The sequence below is a fragment of the Anoxybacillus mongoliensis genome (assembly GCF_014201515.1).
Taxonomy (GTDB): Bacteria; Bacillota; Bacilli; order Bacillales; family Anoxybacillaceae; genus Anoxybacillus; species Anoxybacillus mongoliensis.
The window spans coordinates 63551-78733 of the sequence record NZ_JACHEQ010000007.1 but is presented as its reverse complement, the minus strand read 5'-3'; the positions used below and the strand labels follow the sequence as shown (position 1 = coordinate 78733).

14 protein-coding genes are annotated in these 15183 nt (G+C 40.0%); 9 read left to right on the top strand and 5 right to left on the bottom strand.

The genetic code is table 11. The features are described from left to right. Positions 1-95 precede the first annotated feature (95 nt). Complete coding sequence (locus tag HNR43_RS08025) at positions 96-581, top strand: sigma-70 family RNA polymerase sigma factor (RefSeq protein ID WP_183242827.1); 486 nt, start codon at positions 96-98, stop codon at positions 579-581. Next, entirely contained in the window at positions 568-1725 is a 1158-nt protein-coding gene (locus HNR43_RS08020) for an immunoglobulin-like domain-containing protein (protein WP_183242825.1), read from the top strand. The genes HNR43_RS08025 and HNR43_RS08020 overlap by 14 nt, the downstream gene beginning before the upstream one ends. A gap of 19 nt (positions 1726-1744) precedes the next feature. Here HNR43_RS08020 and HNR43_RS08015 read toward each other — a convergent pair whose 3' ends face one another. Then, positions 1745-2092 carry a hypothetical protein gene (locus tag HNR43_RS08015; RefSeq protein ID WP_183242823.1) on the bottom strand — a complete coding sequence of 116 codons (348 nt, stop codon included), beginning with the start codon at positions 2090-2092 and terminating at the stop codon, positions 1745-1747. Between the two features lie 220 nt (positions 2093-2312). Here HNR43_RS08015 and HNR43_RS08010 point away from each other — a divergent pair, with 220 nt between their 5' ends. Then, the gene (locus HNR43_RS08010) at positions 2313-3380 is read left to right on the top strand and encodes a nitric oxide synthase oxygenase (RefSeq protein WP_246346279.1); all 1068 of its coding nucleotides are present in this window, start codon (positions 2313-2315) and stop codon (positions 3378-3380) included. A 116-nt stretch (positions 3381-3496) separates the two neighbouring features. Beyond that, positions 3497-4978, top strand: coding sequence for a methyl-accepting chemotaxis protein (locus HNR43_RS08005; RefSeq protein WP_183242819.1), 1482 nt, complete (start codon positions 3497-3499; stop codon positions 4976-4978). Positions 4979-5277: 299 nt separating this feature from the next. Here HNR43_RS08005 and HNR43_RS08000 read toward each other — a convergent pair whose 3' ends face one another. Both HNR43_RS08000 and HNR43_RS07995 read right to left on the bottom strand, forming a co-directional pair. Next, positions 5278-7404 carry a bifunctional diguanylate cyclase/phosphodiesterase gene (locus tag HNR43_RS08000; protein ID WP_183242817.1) on the bottom strand — a complete coding sequence of 709 codons (2127 nt, stop codon included), beginning with the start codon at positions 7402-7404 and terminating at the stop codon, positions 5278-5280. A 166-nt stretch (positions 7405-7570) separates the two neighbouring features. After that, positions 7571-8020: a C40 family peptidase gene (locus tag HNR43_RS07995; RefSeq protein ID WP_183242815.1), complete on the bottom strand. Its 450-nt coding sequence runs from the start codon at positions 8018-8020 to the stop codon at positions 7571-7573. Between the two features lie 225 nt (positions 8021-8245). Here HNR43_RS07995 and HNR43_RS07990 point away from each other — a divergent pair, with 225 nt between their 5' ends. Beyond that, complete coding sequence (locus HNR43_RS07990) at positions 8246-8935, top strand: TerC family protein (RefSeq protein WP_183242813.1); 690 nt, start codon at positions 8246-8248, stop codon at positions 8933-8935. A 127-nt stretch (positions 8936-9062) separates the two neighbouring features. Here HNR43_RS07990 and cdr read toward each other — a convergent pair whose 3' ends face one another. Next, positions 9063-11504 (bottom strand): CoA-disulfide reductase, encoded by a 2442-nt coding sequence (gene cdr / locus HNR43_RS07985; RefSeq protein ID WP_183242811.1) that lies wholly within the window; start codon positions 11502-11504, stop codon positions 9063-9065. Between the two features lie 178 nt (positions 11505-11682). Between cdr and HNR43_RS07980 the strand changes: the two genes are divergently transcribed. From HNR43_RS07980 to HNR43_RS07965, 4 genes are all read left to right on the top strand, one after another. Further along, positions 11683-12399, top strand: a complete 717-nt coding sequence (locus HNR43_RS07980; RefSeq protein WP_183242809.1) for an arginase family protein — start codon at positions 11683-11685, stop codon at positions 12397-12399. Between the two features lie 97 nt (positions 12400-12496). Further along, on the top strand, positions 12497-12727 hold the full coding sequence (locus tag HNR43_RS07975) for a FeoA family protein (protein ID WP_032101006.1): 231 nt from the start codon (positions 12497-12499) through the stop codon (positions 12725-12727). Further along, the gene (gene feoB / locus HNR43_RS07970; RefSeq protein ID WP_183242807.1) at positions 12724-14727 is read left to right on the top strand and encodes a ferrous iron transport protein B; all 2004 of its coding nucleotides are present in this window, start codon (positions 12724-12726) and stop codon (positions 14725-14727) included. The genes HNR43_RS07975 and feoB overlap by 4 nt, the downstream gene beginning before the upstream one ends. A gap of 14 nt (positions 14728-14741) precedes the next feature. Continuing rightward, the gene (locus HNR43_RS07965; RefSeq protein ID WP_183242805.1) at positions 14742-14888 is read left to right on the top strand and encodes a FeoB-associated Cys-rich membrane protein; all 147 of its coding nucleotides are present in this window, start codon (positions 14742-14744) and stop codon (positions 14886-14888) included. A gap of 16 nt (positions 14889-14904) precedes the next feature. On the opposite strand, the gene HNR43_RS07960 is transcribed toward HNR43_RS07965, so the two are convergent. After that, a complete protein-coding gene (locus HNR43_RS07960; RefSeq protein ID WP_183242803.1) occupies positions 14905-15183 on the bottom strand; it encodes an acylphosphatase in 279 nt (92 codons plus the stop codon).

Genomic DNA, 15183 nt, shown 5'->3' with positions numbered 1-15183 from the left:
CTGCTGTCTTTTTGTATACTTAGGATAAAAAGTTTCGATCGGTTGCAACATTTTTATTGATTCAATTGTATATGAAGTGAAAGGAGGTCGTTTCTTTGTGCACAAAAGAGCAAATCCAGCGTGCTATGGATGAATATGGGAATATGGTGTTACGCCTCGCGTATATGTATATGAGGAATGAACACGATGCAGAAGATGTCTTTCAAGATGTATTTATTAAGTTATATGAACATATGGATCGGATACAAAGCGAAGCGCATATGAAGGCGTGGTTGATTCGCGTTACTATTAATATATGCAAAAACAAACTGAAATCGTTCGTATATCGAAAAATGGATGCATATGAAGATGGGGCTCATTCTCCTTATATTGATAACAACGATAGCTTTGAAGTCATATCAGCAGTGACATCGCTTCCGATGAAATATAGAGAAGTTATTCATTTATTTTATTATGAAGGATATCAAACAAAGGAAATCGCCCATTTGTTGAAAAAGCGTGAAAGTACGGTTCGTTCGTTGCTTTCTCGTGCGCGAGAAATGTTAAAAAACAAATTGAAAGGGGATTATGATTTTGCGTAAGCGATATAAAAAAGAGATGGAACAAATTGTCGTGACACAAGAATTGAAAAATAAAGTGATCGCCCAGATTGAAAAAAGAGAAAAACAACCGAAGCGAAAGTCATTTCGTCCTGCATACGTTGCCGTTGCTGCGGCAAGTGTATTATTGGCAATTAGCTTGCATCCGACAATCCCGACTAAAGAGAAAGAGGGAATCATGAGAGAGAACATGCAAGGAGAGGATATGTTAAAAATGGAAGTAGCCGACTCAAATCTAACTATTCATGATGTCACATATGATGCAAACACTCGAAAACTAACTTTCTCGGTAACGAATAAAAGTGATGCTGTCATTTCATTTGGGTATGCATATACAATCGAGCGATATGATGAGACAAAGCAAACATGGCAGCCAACAACGTTAACGAATGATCTCGCATTTATCGAAATGCTTGCGTTAATTGATAAAGGACAGACTGTGAAAGATATGATTGATCTTTCATTGTTAAATCAACCATTAGAAAATGGGAAGTATCGCATTGTGCGTACGTATTACGCTGATGCAGCTCATTTAACAGGTTACATTGAATTTGACGTTGTCGATCAAAAGTTGTTGAACTTTCACACATATATTGAGATGAAACCGACTGAAACGAGCGAAAGTAAAGATGTGAAATTGACATGGGAAAAAGACCCGCGCTTTTCTCTGTATAGTGCTCATAACGGACTTGTCTCAACAAGAACAGGTCGTCAAGGACTGCACATATATCCGATGTATGCAGGAAACGAACAGGTAAATTTCTCGATGGAAGCTAGCGATGGCACGTTATTTACGGACAAAATGGCTGATGATGCGACAACTATTTACGGAGCGGAGCAGCCTGTATCGTCTGATGAACAAATCATTGCTGAATCCATGCCACCTGATAGCGGACAGATCGAAGGCATGGAAGGATATGAAGGACCGAAAGTACTGTTTTTAAATAGAGAACGAGTGAACGTTGAGCCATCGATCGTTTATTGGGAACCGAATGAAGCAAGTAAAAAAGAGGAAGTCAAAGTGAAAGTGACTGTGATGAATGCGCGTACTAATGAACAAATAAATGTATTTTATGTCGTCATTGTTCGAAAAGGAGACGAATATGTATTAAGTCACATTGAATAAACGAGGGGAGTCCCCTCATTTATTTTGCTAAAAGGAAACGAATGCTAGAAATAGCTGCTTCATGCTCGAGTGAACGATGCGAAAGAAGAGTTAAAAGCTTTTCATGACTGTCAATTTTACTTTCTAGTTTTTTGACGATTTCATTTGTTTCAAGCACGGCTTGCTTTGTCGCCATATTGGCTTTAACTTCTTGAAGTTCTTGTTTTGTTGCCATATTGCCCTTGACTTCCTCAAATTCTTGTTTTGTTACCATACTAGCTTTGACTTCCTCAAGTTCTGCTTTGATTTCTGCAAGCTCTTGCTTCGTCGCCATGTTAGCTTCCATTTTGTTAAGCTTGTCTAAAATTTGTCGCAACGTATGCTCCATGGGTGAACCTCCTTTCGTTTAGAAGTGTAGAAAGGGAAACAGGTGACAGGCATGTACGGTGCTAGGAAGAGGTGTTTAGAATGTGTGGTAATGCGGATAAAGACTGTTTCCTGTATTTTATTATACACAATAGGCTCAAGAGGTGGAATATACTCTTTGTTGTGATTTTGTTGCTAGATGGTGTATTGTATAAACAGACAAGATGGCGGGGGGACTAACGTTGACAGCATTATGGACAGAGGCAGAACAATTTATCACTTTATGTTATACAGAACTAGGAAAAAACGATGATGAAATATATGAGCGGTTGCAACAAGTGAAGCGAGAAATTGAACAAACGGGGACGTATGAACATACGTATGAAGAACTTGAGCACGGAGCGCGTATGGCATGGCGCAACAGCAATCGTTGTATCGGGCGTCTATTTTGGCAAACGCTTCATGTGTTTGATGCGCGTATGATTGAGCGGGAAGAGGATATCGCTGAGCGACTGTTTTATCACATTGAATTTGCGACAAACAGTGGGAAAATTCGTCCGACCATTACTATTTTTCGTCCTGAGCGGGTACGCATCTGGAATCATCAGTTAATTCGCTATGCAGGTTATGAAACAGAGCATGGAATAATCGGGGACTCATCGTCTATCTCGTTTACGAAAGCATGTGAGCAACTCGGGTGGAGAGGGGAACGAACGCATTTTGACATTTTACCTCTCGTTATTCAAGTCGGTGGGCGCAAGCCGAAGTTGTTTCCGATTCCAAAAGATATTGTGCTTGAAGTGCCGATTGAACATCCGACGTTTTCATGGTTTCGCGATTTACAGTTAAAATGGTATGCTGTTCCAATTATTTCAGATATGTGTTTAGAAATTGGAGGTATACAGTATACAGCTGCCCCGTTTAACGGTTGGTACATGGGAACGGAAATTGGTGCGCGCAATTTCGCCGATGATTACCGCTATAACATGCTTCCGAAAATTGCTTCATGCATGGGACTTGATACGTCAAGAAATAGTACATTATGGAAAGATCAAGCGCTTATTGAATTAAATATCGCCGTTTTATATTCGTATAAAAAAGCAGGGGTAAGTATTGTCGATCATCATACCGCCGCACAGCAGTTTAAGCGGTTCGAACAGCAAGAGCAAGAAGCAGGAAGGAAAGTAACAGGCAGTTGGACGTGGCTCATTCCCCCACTTTCTCCTGCAACGACGCACATTTTCCATCAATATTATGATAATACAATCGTCAAACCAAATTATTTTTATCAACAACGTCCATATGAGTAACACCGCTATTGACGCGGTGTTTTTTATATGAATACATCTTTAATTTTCAGAATATTATTTACTAAATTCTTATTTTTTTGATATAGTATAGGAAAAAGGAAAAGGGGGAGGTTTGATTGGATTTTATTGGGCAACTCAAAATGGAAGAAATGCGAAGGAAAAATTTTTTCTTGTTCCTTATTTACACATTTAGCGCAATAACAGGTGTGATCGGACTTATTTTTATTGGAGAGAAAGTTGAGAAGATTGCCATTTATGGTGGAAGTCTTGTGCTAAATGCCCTCGTGTATATGGCGTTAAAAAAGATAAAAAAATACGAACATATCTACCCATATTTTATTATTTTTATATTATTTTTTGCGACATTAGGTAGTTTATTTACGACAGGGGGGAGTTTAGGAACGATTGCGCTCGCTTTTTGTTTAGTTGTGTTATCCGTGTTACATTTAAATCGCACGTTGTTTGTAACAGGACTTCTGCTTGGAATTATCATTTTAGTTGTCGGTGCGCTTGTTCCTTCTTCTTTTCAGCAAGTATTTCAAAAAACAGGACATACGGTTTTTATTGTTTATGTGATGATTGGTATCGCCCTTTCTGTGTTATTACATTTAAGTCGCAAACAATTCCATCAACTCGTTGAACATGTAGGACAGACGCATGCCGAAAAAGAAAAGCAAATGGCAAGAAGACATGAACTTGAAAACCAGTTAAAGCATATTATTGAAAATGTTGAACATATTCATCAACAAGTACTTCAAAATGTACAAGCACAAGAAGAAATGAAAGAAGCGATTCGGCAAGCAGCGGTAGCAGGTCAAGCGCAAAGCGAACAAGTCATTGATATTCATGATGAAGTAGCGGAAGCGAAAGCAATGAGTGAGCAGATTTATGAGACTTCTAAACAATTAAAAGAGCACTCATCACAATCGAGTGAAATGGCACAAGCGGGTATGCAAAAAATGCATCTTTTATTGACACATACAGAACAATTTCATGACGCGATTCATGCTACAAAAGCAACATTACATGCGTTAACAAGTAAAATTGCCAATACAAATGAGTTAACGAAACAAATTAAACAAATTACAAATCAGACGAATTTATTAGCTTTAAATGCAACGATTGAGGCAGCGCGAGCAGGAGAGTATGGGAAAGGATTTGCGGTTGTTGCTGAAGAAATTCGCAAATTGGCTGTATTGACGGAAGAAACGACACAACACATCGTTCGTAATTTAGCGGAAGTCAATGAAAGCAACAATGAACTGTTAGAGAGAATGAATGAAACGAGTGAACAATTAACGAGAAATGAGACGTTAACGGATGAAGTGAATGTGTATTTTGAAAAATTGTATCAGTCGTTAAATCATTTGCAAGAACAATTATCTTACTTTTTTATCATTAGCGAAAAGCTAGAGAAGCAAGGGGAGAAGATGGATCGTTCCATTAGCGATTTTTCTGTCTTTATTCAGCAGTCGAGCGCATCGCTTGAAGAAGTAAGTGCGACAGTTGAACATTTAAAAGATGCGAATGAAAAAATGGCAGCATATGTAACAGAAACAGCCCAACGCGCTGCAGTCATTCAACAACAAATAGTATAAAACGTAGAAAGCACCTCGAGAAGTTGGAGGTGCTTTTTCATTTAGTACTATGACAACTGTTCTCTTGTTTCGAGGAAGTCATTCCACATCGTCAGAAATAAGTCAATCAATTTTGGATCAAATTGTTTTCCTCGGCCATCGAGCAAAATTTCTTTTACTTTCTCTGGTGGAAACGCATCTGTTAGTTTCTAATGATATAAATTGATTGTAGCTTTCCTTCTGTTACCCCCGTGTAACTTAACTGTTGTAGTCGCTTTTGGTCTGTTACTTGTATATGTTTCATCCCCCAAGTACTCCCCTTATCGTATATGAGCTGTTTGTAACTGTTTTACCACTTGTTCAAAAGGAACAGGTGGACTAAATAAATAACCTTGCGCTTTGTCGCAATGAGTGGATTGTAAAAACGATACGTGTCGATCTGTTTCTACTCCTTCAGCGACAATGTGAAGCTGCAAACGATGGGCAAGTGCGATAATCGCTTCTGTTAATTTTGCGGTATGTTCGTTCGTAATGACTTCAAAAATAAACGATTTATCAATTTTTAGTGTGTCAACTGAAATATGGCGTAAATAGGCAATGGATGAGTAGCCACTTCCGAAATCGTCAATTGCGATGCGAATGCCTATTCGTTTCAGTGCCCGGATCGTTTCAATGACTTGTTTTTCATCGCTTAAAGCGACATTTTCTGTAATTTCTAGTTCAATATATTGTGGTTGTAGACAAGTTTGTTCTAGTAGCTGTTGTACAAAAGAAAAGAATTGCTCGTTTTTTAACTGACGAAGTGATAAGTTAATGCTTACATATATGTGAGACATGCCTTGTTCATGTAGCCGTTTTAAATCTAATACAGCTGTTTGGAAAATATATTCTCCAAGCGGAATAATAAAACCGTCTTCTTCCGCGATACTAATAAATTCATCTGGCGGAACGAATCCGAGTTCCTCGTCTTTCCAGCGAGCGAGTGCTTCTATGCCAACGAGCCGATGTTGTTTCATATCGACAATTGGTTGGTAATATACAGAAATGGAGCGTTGTTCTAAAGCGGCGTGTAGTCGCTGACGAATGAGCGATTTTCGCATTCGTTCTTTTTCAAACGTTGGATCGTACATCGCCCATTGATTTTTTCCTTTTTTCTTTGCTTCATACATTGCCATATCCGCATGTTGAATCAATGTCATTTCATCTTCACCGTGCGTCGGATATATGCTTATGCCGAGACTTGTTGTAATAAACAGCTCTTTTTGACGGACGAAAAAAGGTTCACCAAGTATATCAATCATCTGTTGTGCTACTTGTTCAAGTGAAGGAACATCAGAAACAATGACCGCAAATTCATCACCCCCAAGGCGAGCGACAAAATGATCGTGCAAATGGCTTAATCGTTTCGCCACCAATTGCAACAAAAGATCGCCAGCCGCGTGACCAAGTGAATCATTAATGTTTTTGAAATTGTCTAAATCAAGGAAAAAAAGCGCCACCGTCTCGTTTTTTGCTCTCGCTATTTCCAATCGTTCACGAAGTGTATTAATAAAATAGCGACGATTAGGCAAATTCGTTAGTTCATCGAATAACGCTTGTTTTCTTAGCTGTTCTCGACTTTTAGCGAGCGCTTGTTCAGCGCGCTCTCTTGCCTGAAACGGTTCTTTAAATGATGCCAAGTATAAGCCACGTAAAAAGTAAGAAAAGCCGATCACTTTATATATATGTCCGAAGATGTTTATTACATCATAAACGTTACGGTACAACGTAAAAATCAGCTCGCTTAAAAATAAAAAGACGAAACCAACAATAACATCAAGTGTCGGCACTAATCGTTTTTCTTTATAGTGACGGATGAGTACACCGATCGTGATAAGATGCAACGTTGTAATGATGTATTCTATCCCATTTTTCAATGGGGTTGTTCCTACCCCTTCGATGACAAGCGGAGGGAGCGAATCTGCAACGTACACAATTCCCATCGACACAAATCCCATATATAGTAAAGGAACGAAAAAACCAAGTAGTTTTTCACCTTTTTGAATTGGACCGTCAGGAAGCAGAAAAGCGAGCAATAAAAATATGGCTTGCGTCATACGGGCAGCTAGCCAAAAAGAAGTTGCAAGCTGAACGGAACTATCGGCAACGATAATGCCTGGCATTTGTTTGTATGTAAGCGCATGCAATAAATCGAGAAAAGCAACAACTAAAAACGTTGTCGCGATACGTAAACGACGGCGTGACAAAGCTTGTGGAAATGAAATCCATCCTTGAAACGCGATTGCCATGGCTACCGTAATACTGAAAAACTCAAGTAATGTATGAACCGATAAAAAATGATTTCGTTCAAATGTCATTGTTAACGATGAGCTAAATAGTAAAATACATAAAAAACACATGAAAGCAAAAACAGTTATTGTCACCGTTCGCTTCTCTTTTTTTGTCATTGATGTTATGTCCCTCCATCATCCCCATGCTACATACATTATATATCGGAAAAATAAGAGAGGAAATGAAAAAATAATGAAAAAAGCAGGGAATGTCCCCTGCTTTTTGTCGAGAGCAAGCACTTCGCGTCGAAATGACGTTCGGCATGAAGTGCTTGCCTTCGCATTATAATCGTTTTGCCCCAACGAAACGTTGTTTCCAATAAGCTTGATGGATAGAGTTTACTTGAACACCTTTGGATGATGTCGAATGGATCATGCGGCCATTACCGATATAGATTGCCACATGGGAAATTCCTTTATGTTTCGATGTTTTGAAAAACAGCAAATCTCCTGGTGCTAATTGGTTAAGAGAAACGGGCTTTCCTTTTGCATACATTGCGCTTGAAGAATGTGGAAGCGAAACTCCTACTTTCTTATATGTATAGCTAACAAAACCGGAACAATCAAATCCTTTTGGTGTCGTTCCTCCTGCACGATACGGTGTACCAATAACCTTATGGGCTTCAGCGATGAGCGTATTTGCTGAAAAGGCAGCCTCTGTTTTGAAAGGGCTTGCAAAATACGTGAAACATAACAACGTAAAGAGAGCGGTAGTGGCTAGAGCTTTTTTCATTGCTTGAACCTCCAAAAGACTTGTTCCATCGACGAGTACATTATAACAAAAAAGATGTCGAAAAATTGTTACATAGCCATTAAATTATGTTACAAATACATTACAACGGTCGGTTTTTGTAAAAATAAAGAGAGAATTTAACATATATGTCGGAATAGAAAAGTTGAATGTAGACGAGCTTCGCGATAAGATAGGGGAGAAGTACATTGAAAAAGGGGAACTCAAATGGGTGATTGGATCATTTCATCAGAAGCGCTACTTGCTTTGTTAAAAATTATTGCGATTGATATTATTCTTTCTGGGGATAACGCGATTGTGATTGCGATGGCTACACGGCGATTGCCGGAAAAACAACGCAATCGCGCTATTGTATTCGGTACGGCTGGGGCAGTCATTTTGCGTGTTTTGTTTGCTGCGGTGATTGTCTTTTTATTGCAAATCCCATTTGTTCATTTCTTTGGAGGGTTATTGCTCCTTTGGATTGCGTATAAAGTGTTGATCAATGAGGAGGAAGAAGCGAGTATACAAGCTGCCGATCGTTTATGGAAGGCGATTTGGACAATTATCATCGCCGATGCTGTCATGAGTTTAGATAATGTTGTGGCGATTGCAGGGGCGTCAGGCGGGCATATTGGCATGATCGCTTTCGGTGTCGCCATCAGCATTCCGATTATGATTTTTGGTTCGAAGGCTATTGTGTTGGCGATGGAAAAATATAAATGGATTCCGTATGTTGGTTCGGGCATTTTAGCGTGGACGGCAGGAGAAATGTTGTTGAAAGATGAACAAATGAGAAAGTGGATTGCTTTTCCGCAAGGTTCACAGTCGTTCGTATTCCTTATTGTTGTGACCGCTGTTGTTTTACTTGCTGGATACGTAAAAAATAAAAAAATAGATAACCGAAAAATCGCATAAAAATTTTATGAACATATGTATAAAATTAAAAACAATGGTCATAATGGATAATGCTAAGTGTATTCCCCCGATCCCCCTGTGAATATACTTGAAAGGGCTATCTCCGTAGCGAGATAGCCCGATTTTTTTAAATAAACAAGTTTAATCCAGCTTCTTCAGCATCGCCTAAATATGTGGCGACACCGCCAATTTCGATTCCATCAATTAATTCTTCTTTTTTAATGCCCATAATGTCCATCGACATCGAGCAAGCGACAAGTTTAACTCCTGCAGCCATCGCATTTTTCATCAATGTTTCAATATCGTCGACATGTTTCTTTTCCATCACGTATTGAATCATTTTTGGACCCATGCCTGCCATGTTCATTTTTGATAATGGAAGATCGTGAACACCTTTTGGCATCATCATGCCGAACATTTTTTCAAGCATATCTTTTTGTACGGGAGGTGCATCTTTTTTTCGTAAAATGTTGAGTCCCCAGAACGTAAAGAACATCGTTACTTTTTTACCCATTGCAGCAGCCCCTGATGCGATAATAAACGATGCGATCGCTTTATCTAAATCGCCACTGAAAACAACGAGCGTTGCGCCGTCTTTTCTTGTTTCTTTTTCAGGTAAAGTGGTTTTATTCGTTCCTTTTTGAATGTAGGTGATAAACATTTTATTTTCAAAAATTGTTTTTAACAGCGTATTACCTGTTTTTTTACACCATGATTGAATATCGCGTGCAAACCCTGGATCTGTTGCTTTTACTTCTAGTACATCCCCGTCTTTTAACTGTTCCATCGTTTGATATACTTTCATAATTGGTCCAGGGCATTGGAGTCCACATGCGTCTAGTGTTGTTGTCGCTTGAACATTCATGACGTCTACACGCTCCACTTGTTTTTCCGTTTGTTCCTCTTTTCGTTGCTCTTGTTGCTCGCTATAAACAGCTGCATATGTTTTATATCCGCCATCTAAGTTTTTCACGTGGAAACCATGTTGAGTTAATATACGAGCCGCTAAATAACCGCGTAGTCCGACTTGGCAATATACATATATCGTTTCATCTTTAGGCAGTTCATGAAGTCGCTGGCGTAATTGTCCAAGCGGAATGTTCATTGAGCCTGGAATAAAGCCCATGTCGCGTTCTATTTCCTCACGAACATCAACGAGACATGCTCCGCTTTTCACTAATTCATTCACTTCATGCCATTGAATCGTTTCAACCATATCTTCAATGATGTTTGTTGCGACATAACCAGCCATATTGACGGGGTCTTTAGCAGATGAATATGGCGGTGCGTACGCTAATTCTAAATCTGGTAAGTCAAATACAGTCATTCCACCTTTGATTGCTGTTGCAATGACGTCAATTCGTTTATCGACACCGTCATAGCCAACTGCTTGTGCTCCGAATATGCGACCCGTTTGTCGATCAAACAATAGTTTTAGAGCAATTGGAAATGCCCCTGGATAATAGCTTGCATGTGAATTTGGATGAATGTGTATCACTTCATATTGTATGCCGAGACGTTGTAACGTTTTTTCATTGTTTCCTGTTGCCGCTACCGTCATGTCAAATACTTTCGCGATCGCTGTGCCGAGCGTTCCTTTGTAGTGTACGTTTCGACCATTGATATGGTCCGCAACAATTCGACCTTGACGGTTTGCGGGCCATGCGAGCGGAATGTGAGTCGGTTTGCCGTTAATATAGTCCATCACTTCGATCGCATCGCCAATGGCATAAATCGATGGATCAGATGTTTGTAAATATTCATTTACTTGAATGCCACCCCGTTCGCCAATCGCTAATCCTGCCTGTTTCGCTAATTCATTTTCTGGTTTTACGCCAATTGCTAATACGATCATGTCCGTATCAAGTGTTGTTCCGCTTTGTAGGCGAACAATTTTTCCTTGCTTTTCAAATGCTGCGACACCGTCTTCTAAAATGAGGCGCACGCCTTTATCTCTCATATGCTGATGGAGAATCGCCGCCATTTCGTAATCGACAGGTGCCATAATTTGCTTCGCCATTTCAACAAGCGTGACATGTATGCCACGTTCCCATAAGTTTTCAGCCATTTCTACCCCGATGAAGCCGCCACCGATGACGACCGCTCTTTTCGGTTTCTTTTCATCTACATATGCTTTGATCCGATCTGTATCTGGAATGTTGCGCAATGTAAATAAATCGTTCGCTTCTTCAATACCTGGGATGTTTGGTTTTATTGGGCTTGCCCCTGGCGATAAAACGAGATAATCATAGTTTTCTTCATACGTTTTTCCGGTTGTCAAATGTTTTACAGTTACCGTTTTACGTTCACGGTTAATGGCAATGACTTCGCTTTGAATACGAATGTCAAGATTAAATTTCTCTGCCATTCCTTCAACCGTTTGCACGAGCAAAGCATCACGCTCTGCGATTGCACCACCGATATAATATGGAAGACCACAGTTTGCAAATGAAATATATTCTCCACGTTCAAACATCACGATTTCTGCTTGTTCATCTAAACGACGTAAGCGAGCAGCTGTCGTTGCGCCACCAGCTACGCCACCAACTATCACGATTTTTTTGCTCATCTTGATCAGCCTCCTTACATTGTGAATTGTATCACAAGAATATATATAGATAAAGGGGTATTAGTATTTGTTTTTGACAAATATGTGAATTCTTTCACGAAAAACGTCGTTGTGCATGTGATTAAGATGTTTGTATAATTTGATTGAAGAAAAAACTTGCACAAGGGTGGGGAGAAGTATGCATCCAAGTGTAACGTTTTTAAACTTCGATCATACGTATACGTGGCAACGAAACCTTCTTCGTTTTCCTCATGAATGGATCGAGATGGATGACATTAAAGGAACGAATTTGTATTGCGATGACGGTGCGATGCAAGAAATTGAAAAACGACTGGCATGCCGCCATACAAGAGGGATAACGTTTATCGGAAGCGGCAACTATCATTACGTTTCATACGCATTACTTAAGCCGTTTCGTGAGCCGTTTACGCTCGTATTGTTTGACCATCATACAGACATGAATGAGCAAACGTTGTTTCCACTTCTTTCATGTGGTTCATGGGTATTATATGCTCAAAAACACGTTCCGACATTAAAACATGTTGTCATCATCGGTTCTGCAACTTCGAACACATCTTCATATGTTACGATCTTTCCAAAAAGCAATTTCATGTATGCGCCAATGACGATTGTGCGCGCAATTCCGACAAAACATATATACATTAGCATTGATAAAGATGTGCTTCGCCCTCAAGATGCACAAACAAATTGGGATCAAGGGACAATGTCGCTACGCTCCCTTATCACTTACGTTGACTATCTTTTCCGATTCAAGCATGTGCTCGGTGTTGACATATGCGGTGAAGATCGTTTGTTTTGTTTAAAAAACGAACGAGCGAATGAAGCTATTATACAGACATGTTTTAAACATATGCCTGTGTCCTCCGCATCGTAATATTTTGTGAACACAATAAAAAAAGATAGATGTTTTTGTTTACTCGTACTATAATGATTAATGAAAAAGGTTATCATTATTAATTGGGGGATTACGTATGGTTGCGATGACGCAATTACGAGTTGGGGAACGTGCGAAAATTGTTGATTTATCGCAAGTAAGTGATTTAGTAAAAAGAAGATTGTTAGATATGGGGGTAACGGAAGGGGCAGAAATTTGTTTGAAATGCACGATGCCGCTTGGTGGCCCATTTATGATCGAAAATTGTGGACAATGTGTCGGCATCCGCCGTCATGAGGCGATGAACATTCAGGTGAAGCCGTTATGATGCATATTGCACTTGTAGGTAACCCAAATACAGGGAAAACGTCATTGTTTAATCAATTAACAGGAACGTACGAGTATGTGGGAAACTGGAGCGGCGTTACCGTTGAAAAAAAAGTGGGTGTTTTGCGTAGCAAAAAAGCAAAAATGATTGATTTGCCCGGCGTATATTCGCTTCATCCACTTTCCCGCGATGAGCGTGTCGTGACGCAATTTTTATTGACTGAATCGTTCGATGAAATTTTAAATATCGTCGATGCGTCACAACTAGAACGAAATTTATTGTTAACTGTGCAGCTATTAGAATTCGGTAAACCGCTGACAGTCGCTTTAAATATGGTGGATGTCGCAGAAAGACGCGGCATATTTATCGATCAAGCCAAATTAGCAGAAGCGTTGCGCGTTCCTGTTGTTCCTGTCATTGCTCGAACAGGGAAAGGATGCGATCAAATAGAACACACGTTGCTTGAAAAAGTGACAGGGCAAACGGAGCCTTTCACTCTTTTTTACGGTGAGGCGATGGAACGAGCGATTGAACGATTTATCGCGTCATGGGGCACAGAGGAACAATTCCCAGTTCGTTGGTTAGCCATTCAATTTTATGAAGGAAATAGCTACGTTCGTGATTATGTTGCAGAAAAATGGCCGGAGGCAACATGGCGTTCATTATATGAACAAGCAGAAAAAGAAGTTCGGCATACGGAACAAATGTCGCTTGCTCAGTTTATTTATGAAAAACGTCGTTCATTTGTAAAAGAGGTCATCGAACAAGTTGTGCAACGCACAGAAATCGGACAGGTAACGCTGACGGATCGCATCGATGCAGTTGTGACGAATAAATATATCGGTATTCCGCTTTTTTTACTAGCTATGTATATGTTATTTCAACTTACATTTGATTGGCTCGGAGCACCGCTTTCCGATTTGCTTGATGGCTTTTTCGCTGGTCCGTTAACCGATTCGGTGACAGCGATGCTAGAAGCGATCGGTGCTTCTGAATTTATTCGTGCGCTCGTTGTTGATGGTGTGATTGCAGGAGTAGGCGGTGTGCTTGTGTTTGTTCCGCAAATTTTCATTTTATTTTTCTTCATTTCTTTCTTAGAAGATTCAGGGTATATGGCGCGTGTAGCGCTTGTCATGGATCGCTTAATGGAAGCAGTTGGATTGAACGGAAAAGCATTTATTCCACTTATTATCGGATTTGGTTGTAATGTTCCGGGTGTCATGGCGGCACGGACGATTGAGCAACCACGGGAGCGGCTTGTGACGACGTTGTTAACACCGCTAATGTCTTGTTCCGCACGCTTGCCGGTATATGCTCTGTTTGTCGGTGCATTTTTTGCAGCACATCAAGCTATTGTCGTTCTTTCTTTATATGTTCTAGGCATTTCACTTGCGCTTATACTTGCAAAACTTTTTTCGTTAACGATTTTAAAAGAAGAAACATCGGTATTTGTCGTGGAATTGCCGCCATATCGTATGCCACAATGGCAAGCACTATGGCGTAGCACGTGGGATAAAGGAAAAGGATTTGTGAAAAAAGCAGGAACGTTTATTTTTGGTGGTTCCGTTGCCATTTGGTTATTATCTTATGTTGGTCCGCACGGTGTTAATGTAAATATGGACGACAGCTTTTTGGCGATAATCGGTGGTATACTTGCCCCGCTGCTTGCCCCACTTGGATTTGGAACGTGGCAAGCTGGAGCAGCGTTGTTAACCGGCTTTTTAGCCAAAGAAGTCGTTGTATCAACGATGAACATTATTTATCATGTGCCGGATGTTGAATCGCTCCAAGGGTTGATGGCAACGCACTTTACTCCGCTATCAGCGTTTAGTTTTATGGTGTTCGTTTTACTATATGTTCCATGCTTAGCCACTGTCGCGACGATTTATAAAGAGACAAGTTCACGGAAATGGACGATGTTTTCGATTGGTTATGCGCTCGTGCTTGCATATATCGTTTCGTTTGTCATTTACCAAGTTGGAGGCTTGTTCGGCTTCTAAAGGAAGGGATATATATGATTGTAAATGTTGTTATCGGATCAATCATTTTCGGATATGCGGGATGGACGATTTTTCGTTTTATTCAAAAAAGTAAACGTGGTACATGTGCGGCTTGTTCTGTCAAGGGATCATGTAGCACTAGTTGTCATGAAAAAAGCTGACTTCGGTCAGCTTTTTTCAGTATATTATGCGAAAAGCCGTTTCATGAGAGACGGTAGGAATGGCGTATTGTTCTATGCGTTCTACATACGCAAACGGTGGTCCTTGTTTTATTTTATCAACAAACACTTCAACCTTTTCCACTTCCCCTTGAACTTCCATTTCGATCATATGATCGGCATCACAATTTTTTATCCAGCCAGTTAATCCTCGTTTTCTTGCTTCGTATTGAGCGAAGTAACGAAATCCTACCCCTTGTACGCGCCCGTGCGCGACGATGAAATAACGAACGATCAT

Coding starts and splice junctions, on each gene's coding strand:
- HNR43_RS08020 (WP_183242825.1), top strand. CDS start 568: ATGATTTTGCGTAAGCGATATAAAAAAGAGATGGAACAAATTGTCGTG.
- HNR43_RS08015 (WP_183242823.1), bottom strand. CDS start 2,092: ATGGAGCATACGTTGCGACAAATTTTAGACAAGCTTAACAAAATGGAA.
- HNR43_RS08000 (WP_183242817.1), bottom strand. CDS start 7,404: ATGACAAAAAAAGAGAAGCGAACGGTGACAATAACTGTTTTTGCTTTC.
- HNR43_RS07995 (WP_183242815.1), bottom strand. CDS start 8,020: ATGAAAAAAGCTCTAGCCACTACCGCTCTCTTTACGTTGTTATGTTTC.
- HNR43_RS07990 (WP_183242813.1), top strand. CDS start 8,246: ATGGGTGATTGGATCATTTCATCAGAAGCGCTACTTGCTTTGTTAAAA.
- cdr (WP_183242811.1), bottom strand. CDS start 11,504: ATGAGCAAAAAAATCGTGATAGTTGGTGGCGTAGCTGGTGGCGCAACG.
- HNR43_RS07980 (WP_183242809.1), top strand. CDS start 11,683: ATGCATCCAAGTGTAACGTTTTTAAACTTCGATCATACGTATACGTGG.
- HNR43_RS07975 (WP_032101006.1), top strand. CDS start 12,497: ATGGTTGCGATGACGCAATTACGAGTTGGGGAACGTGCGAAAATTGTT.
- feoB (WP_183242807.1), top strand. CDS start 12,724: ATGATGCATATTGCACTTGTAGGTAACCCAAATACAGGGAAAACGTCA.
- HNR43_RS07965 (WP_183242805.1), top strand. CDS start 14,742: ATGATTGTAAATGTTGTTATCGGATCAATCATTTTCGGATATGCGGGA.
- HNR43_RS07960 (WP_183242803.1), bottom strand. CDS start 15,183: ATGATCGTTCGTTATTTCATCGTCGCGCACGGGCGCGTACAAGGGGTA.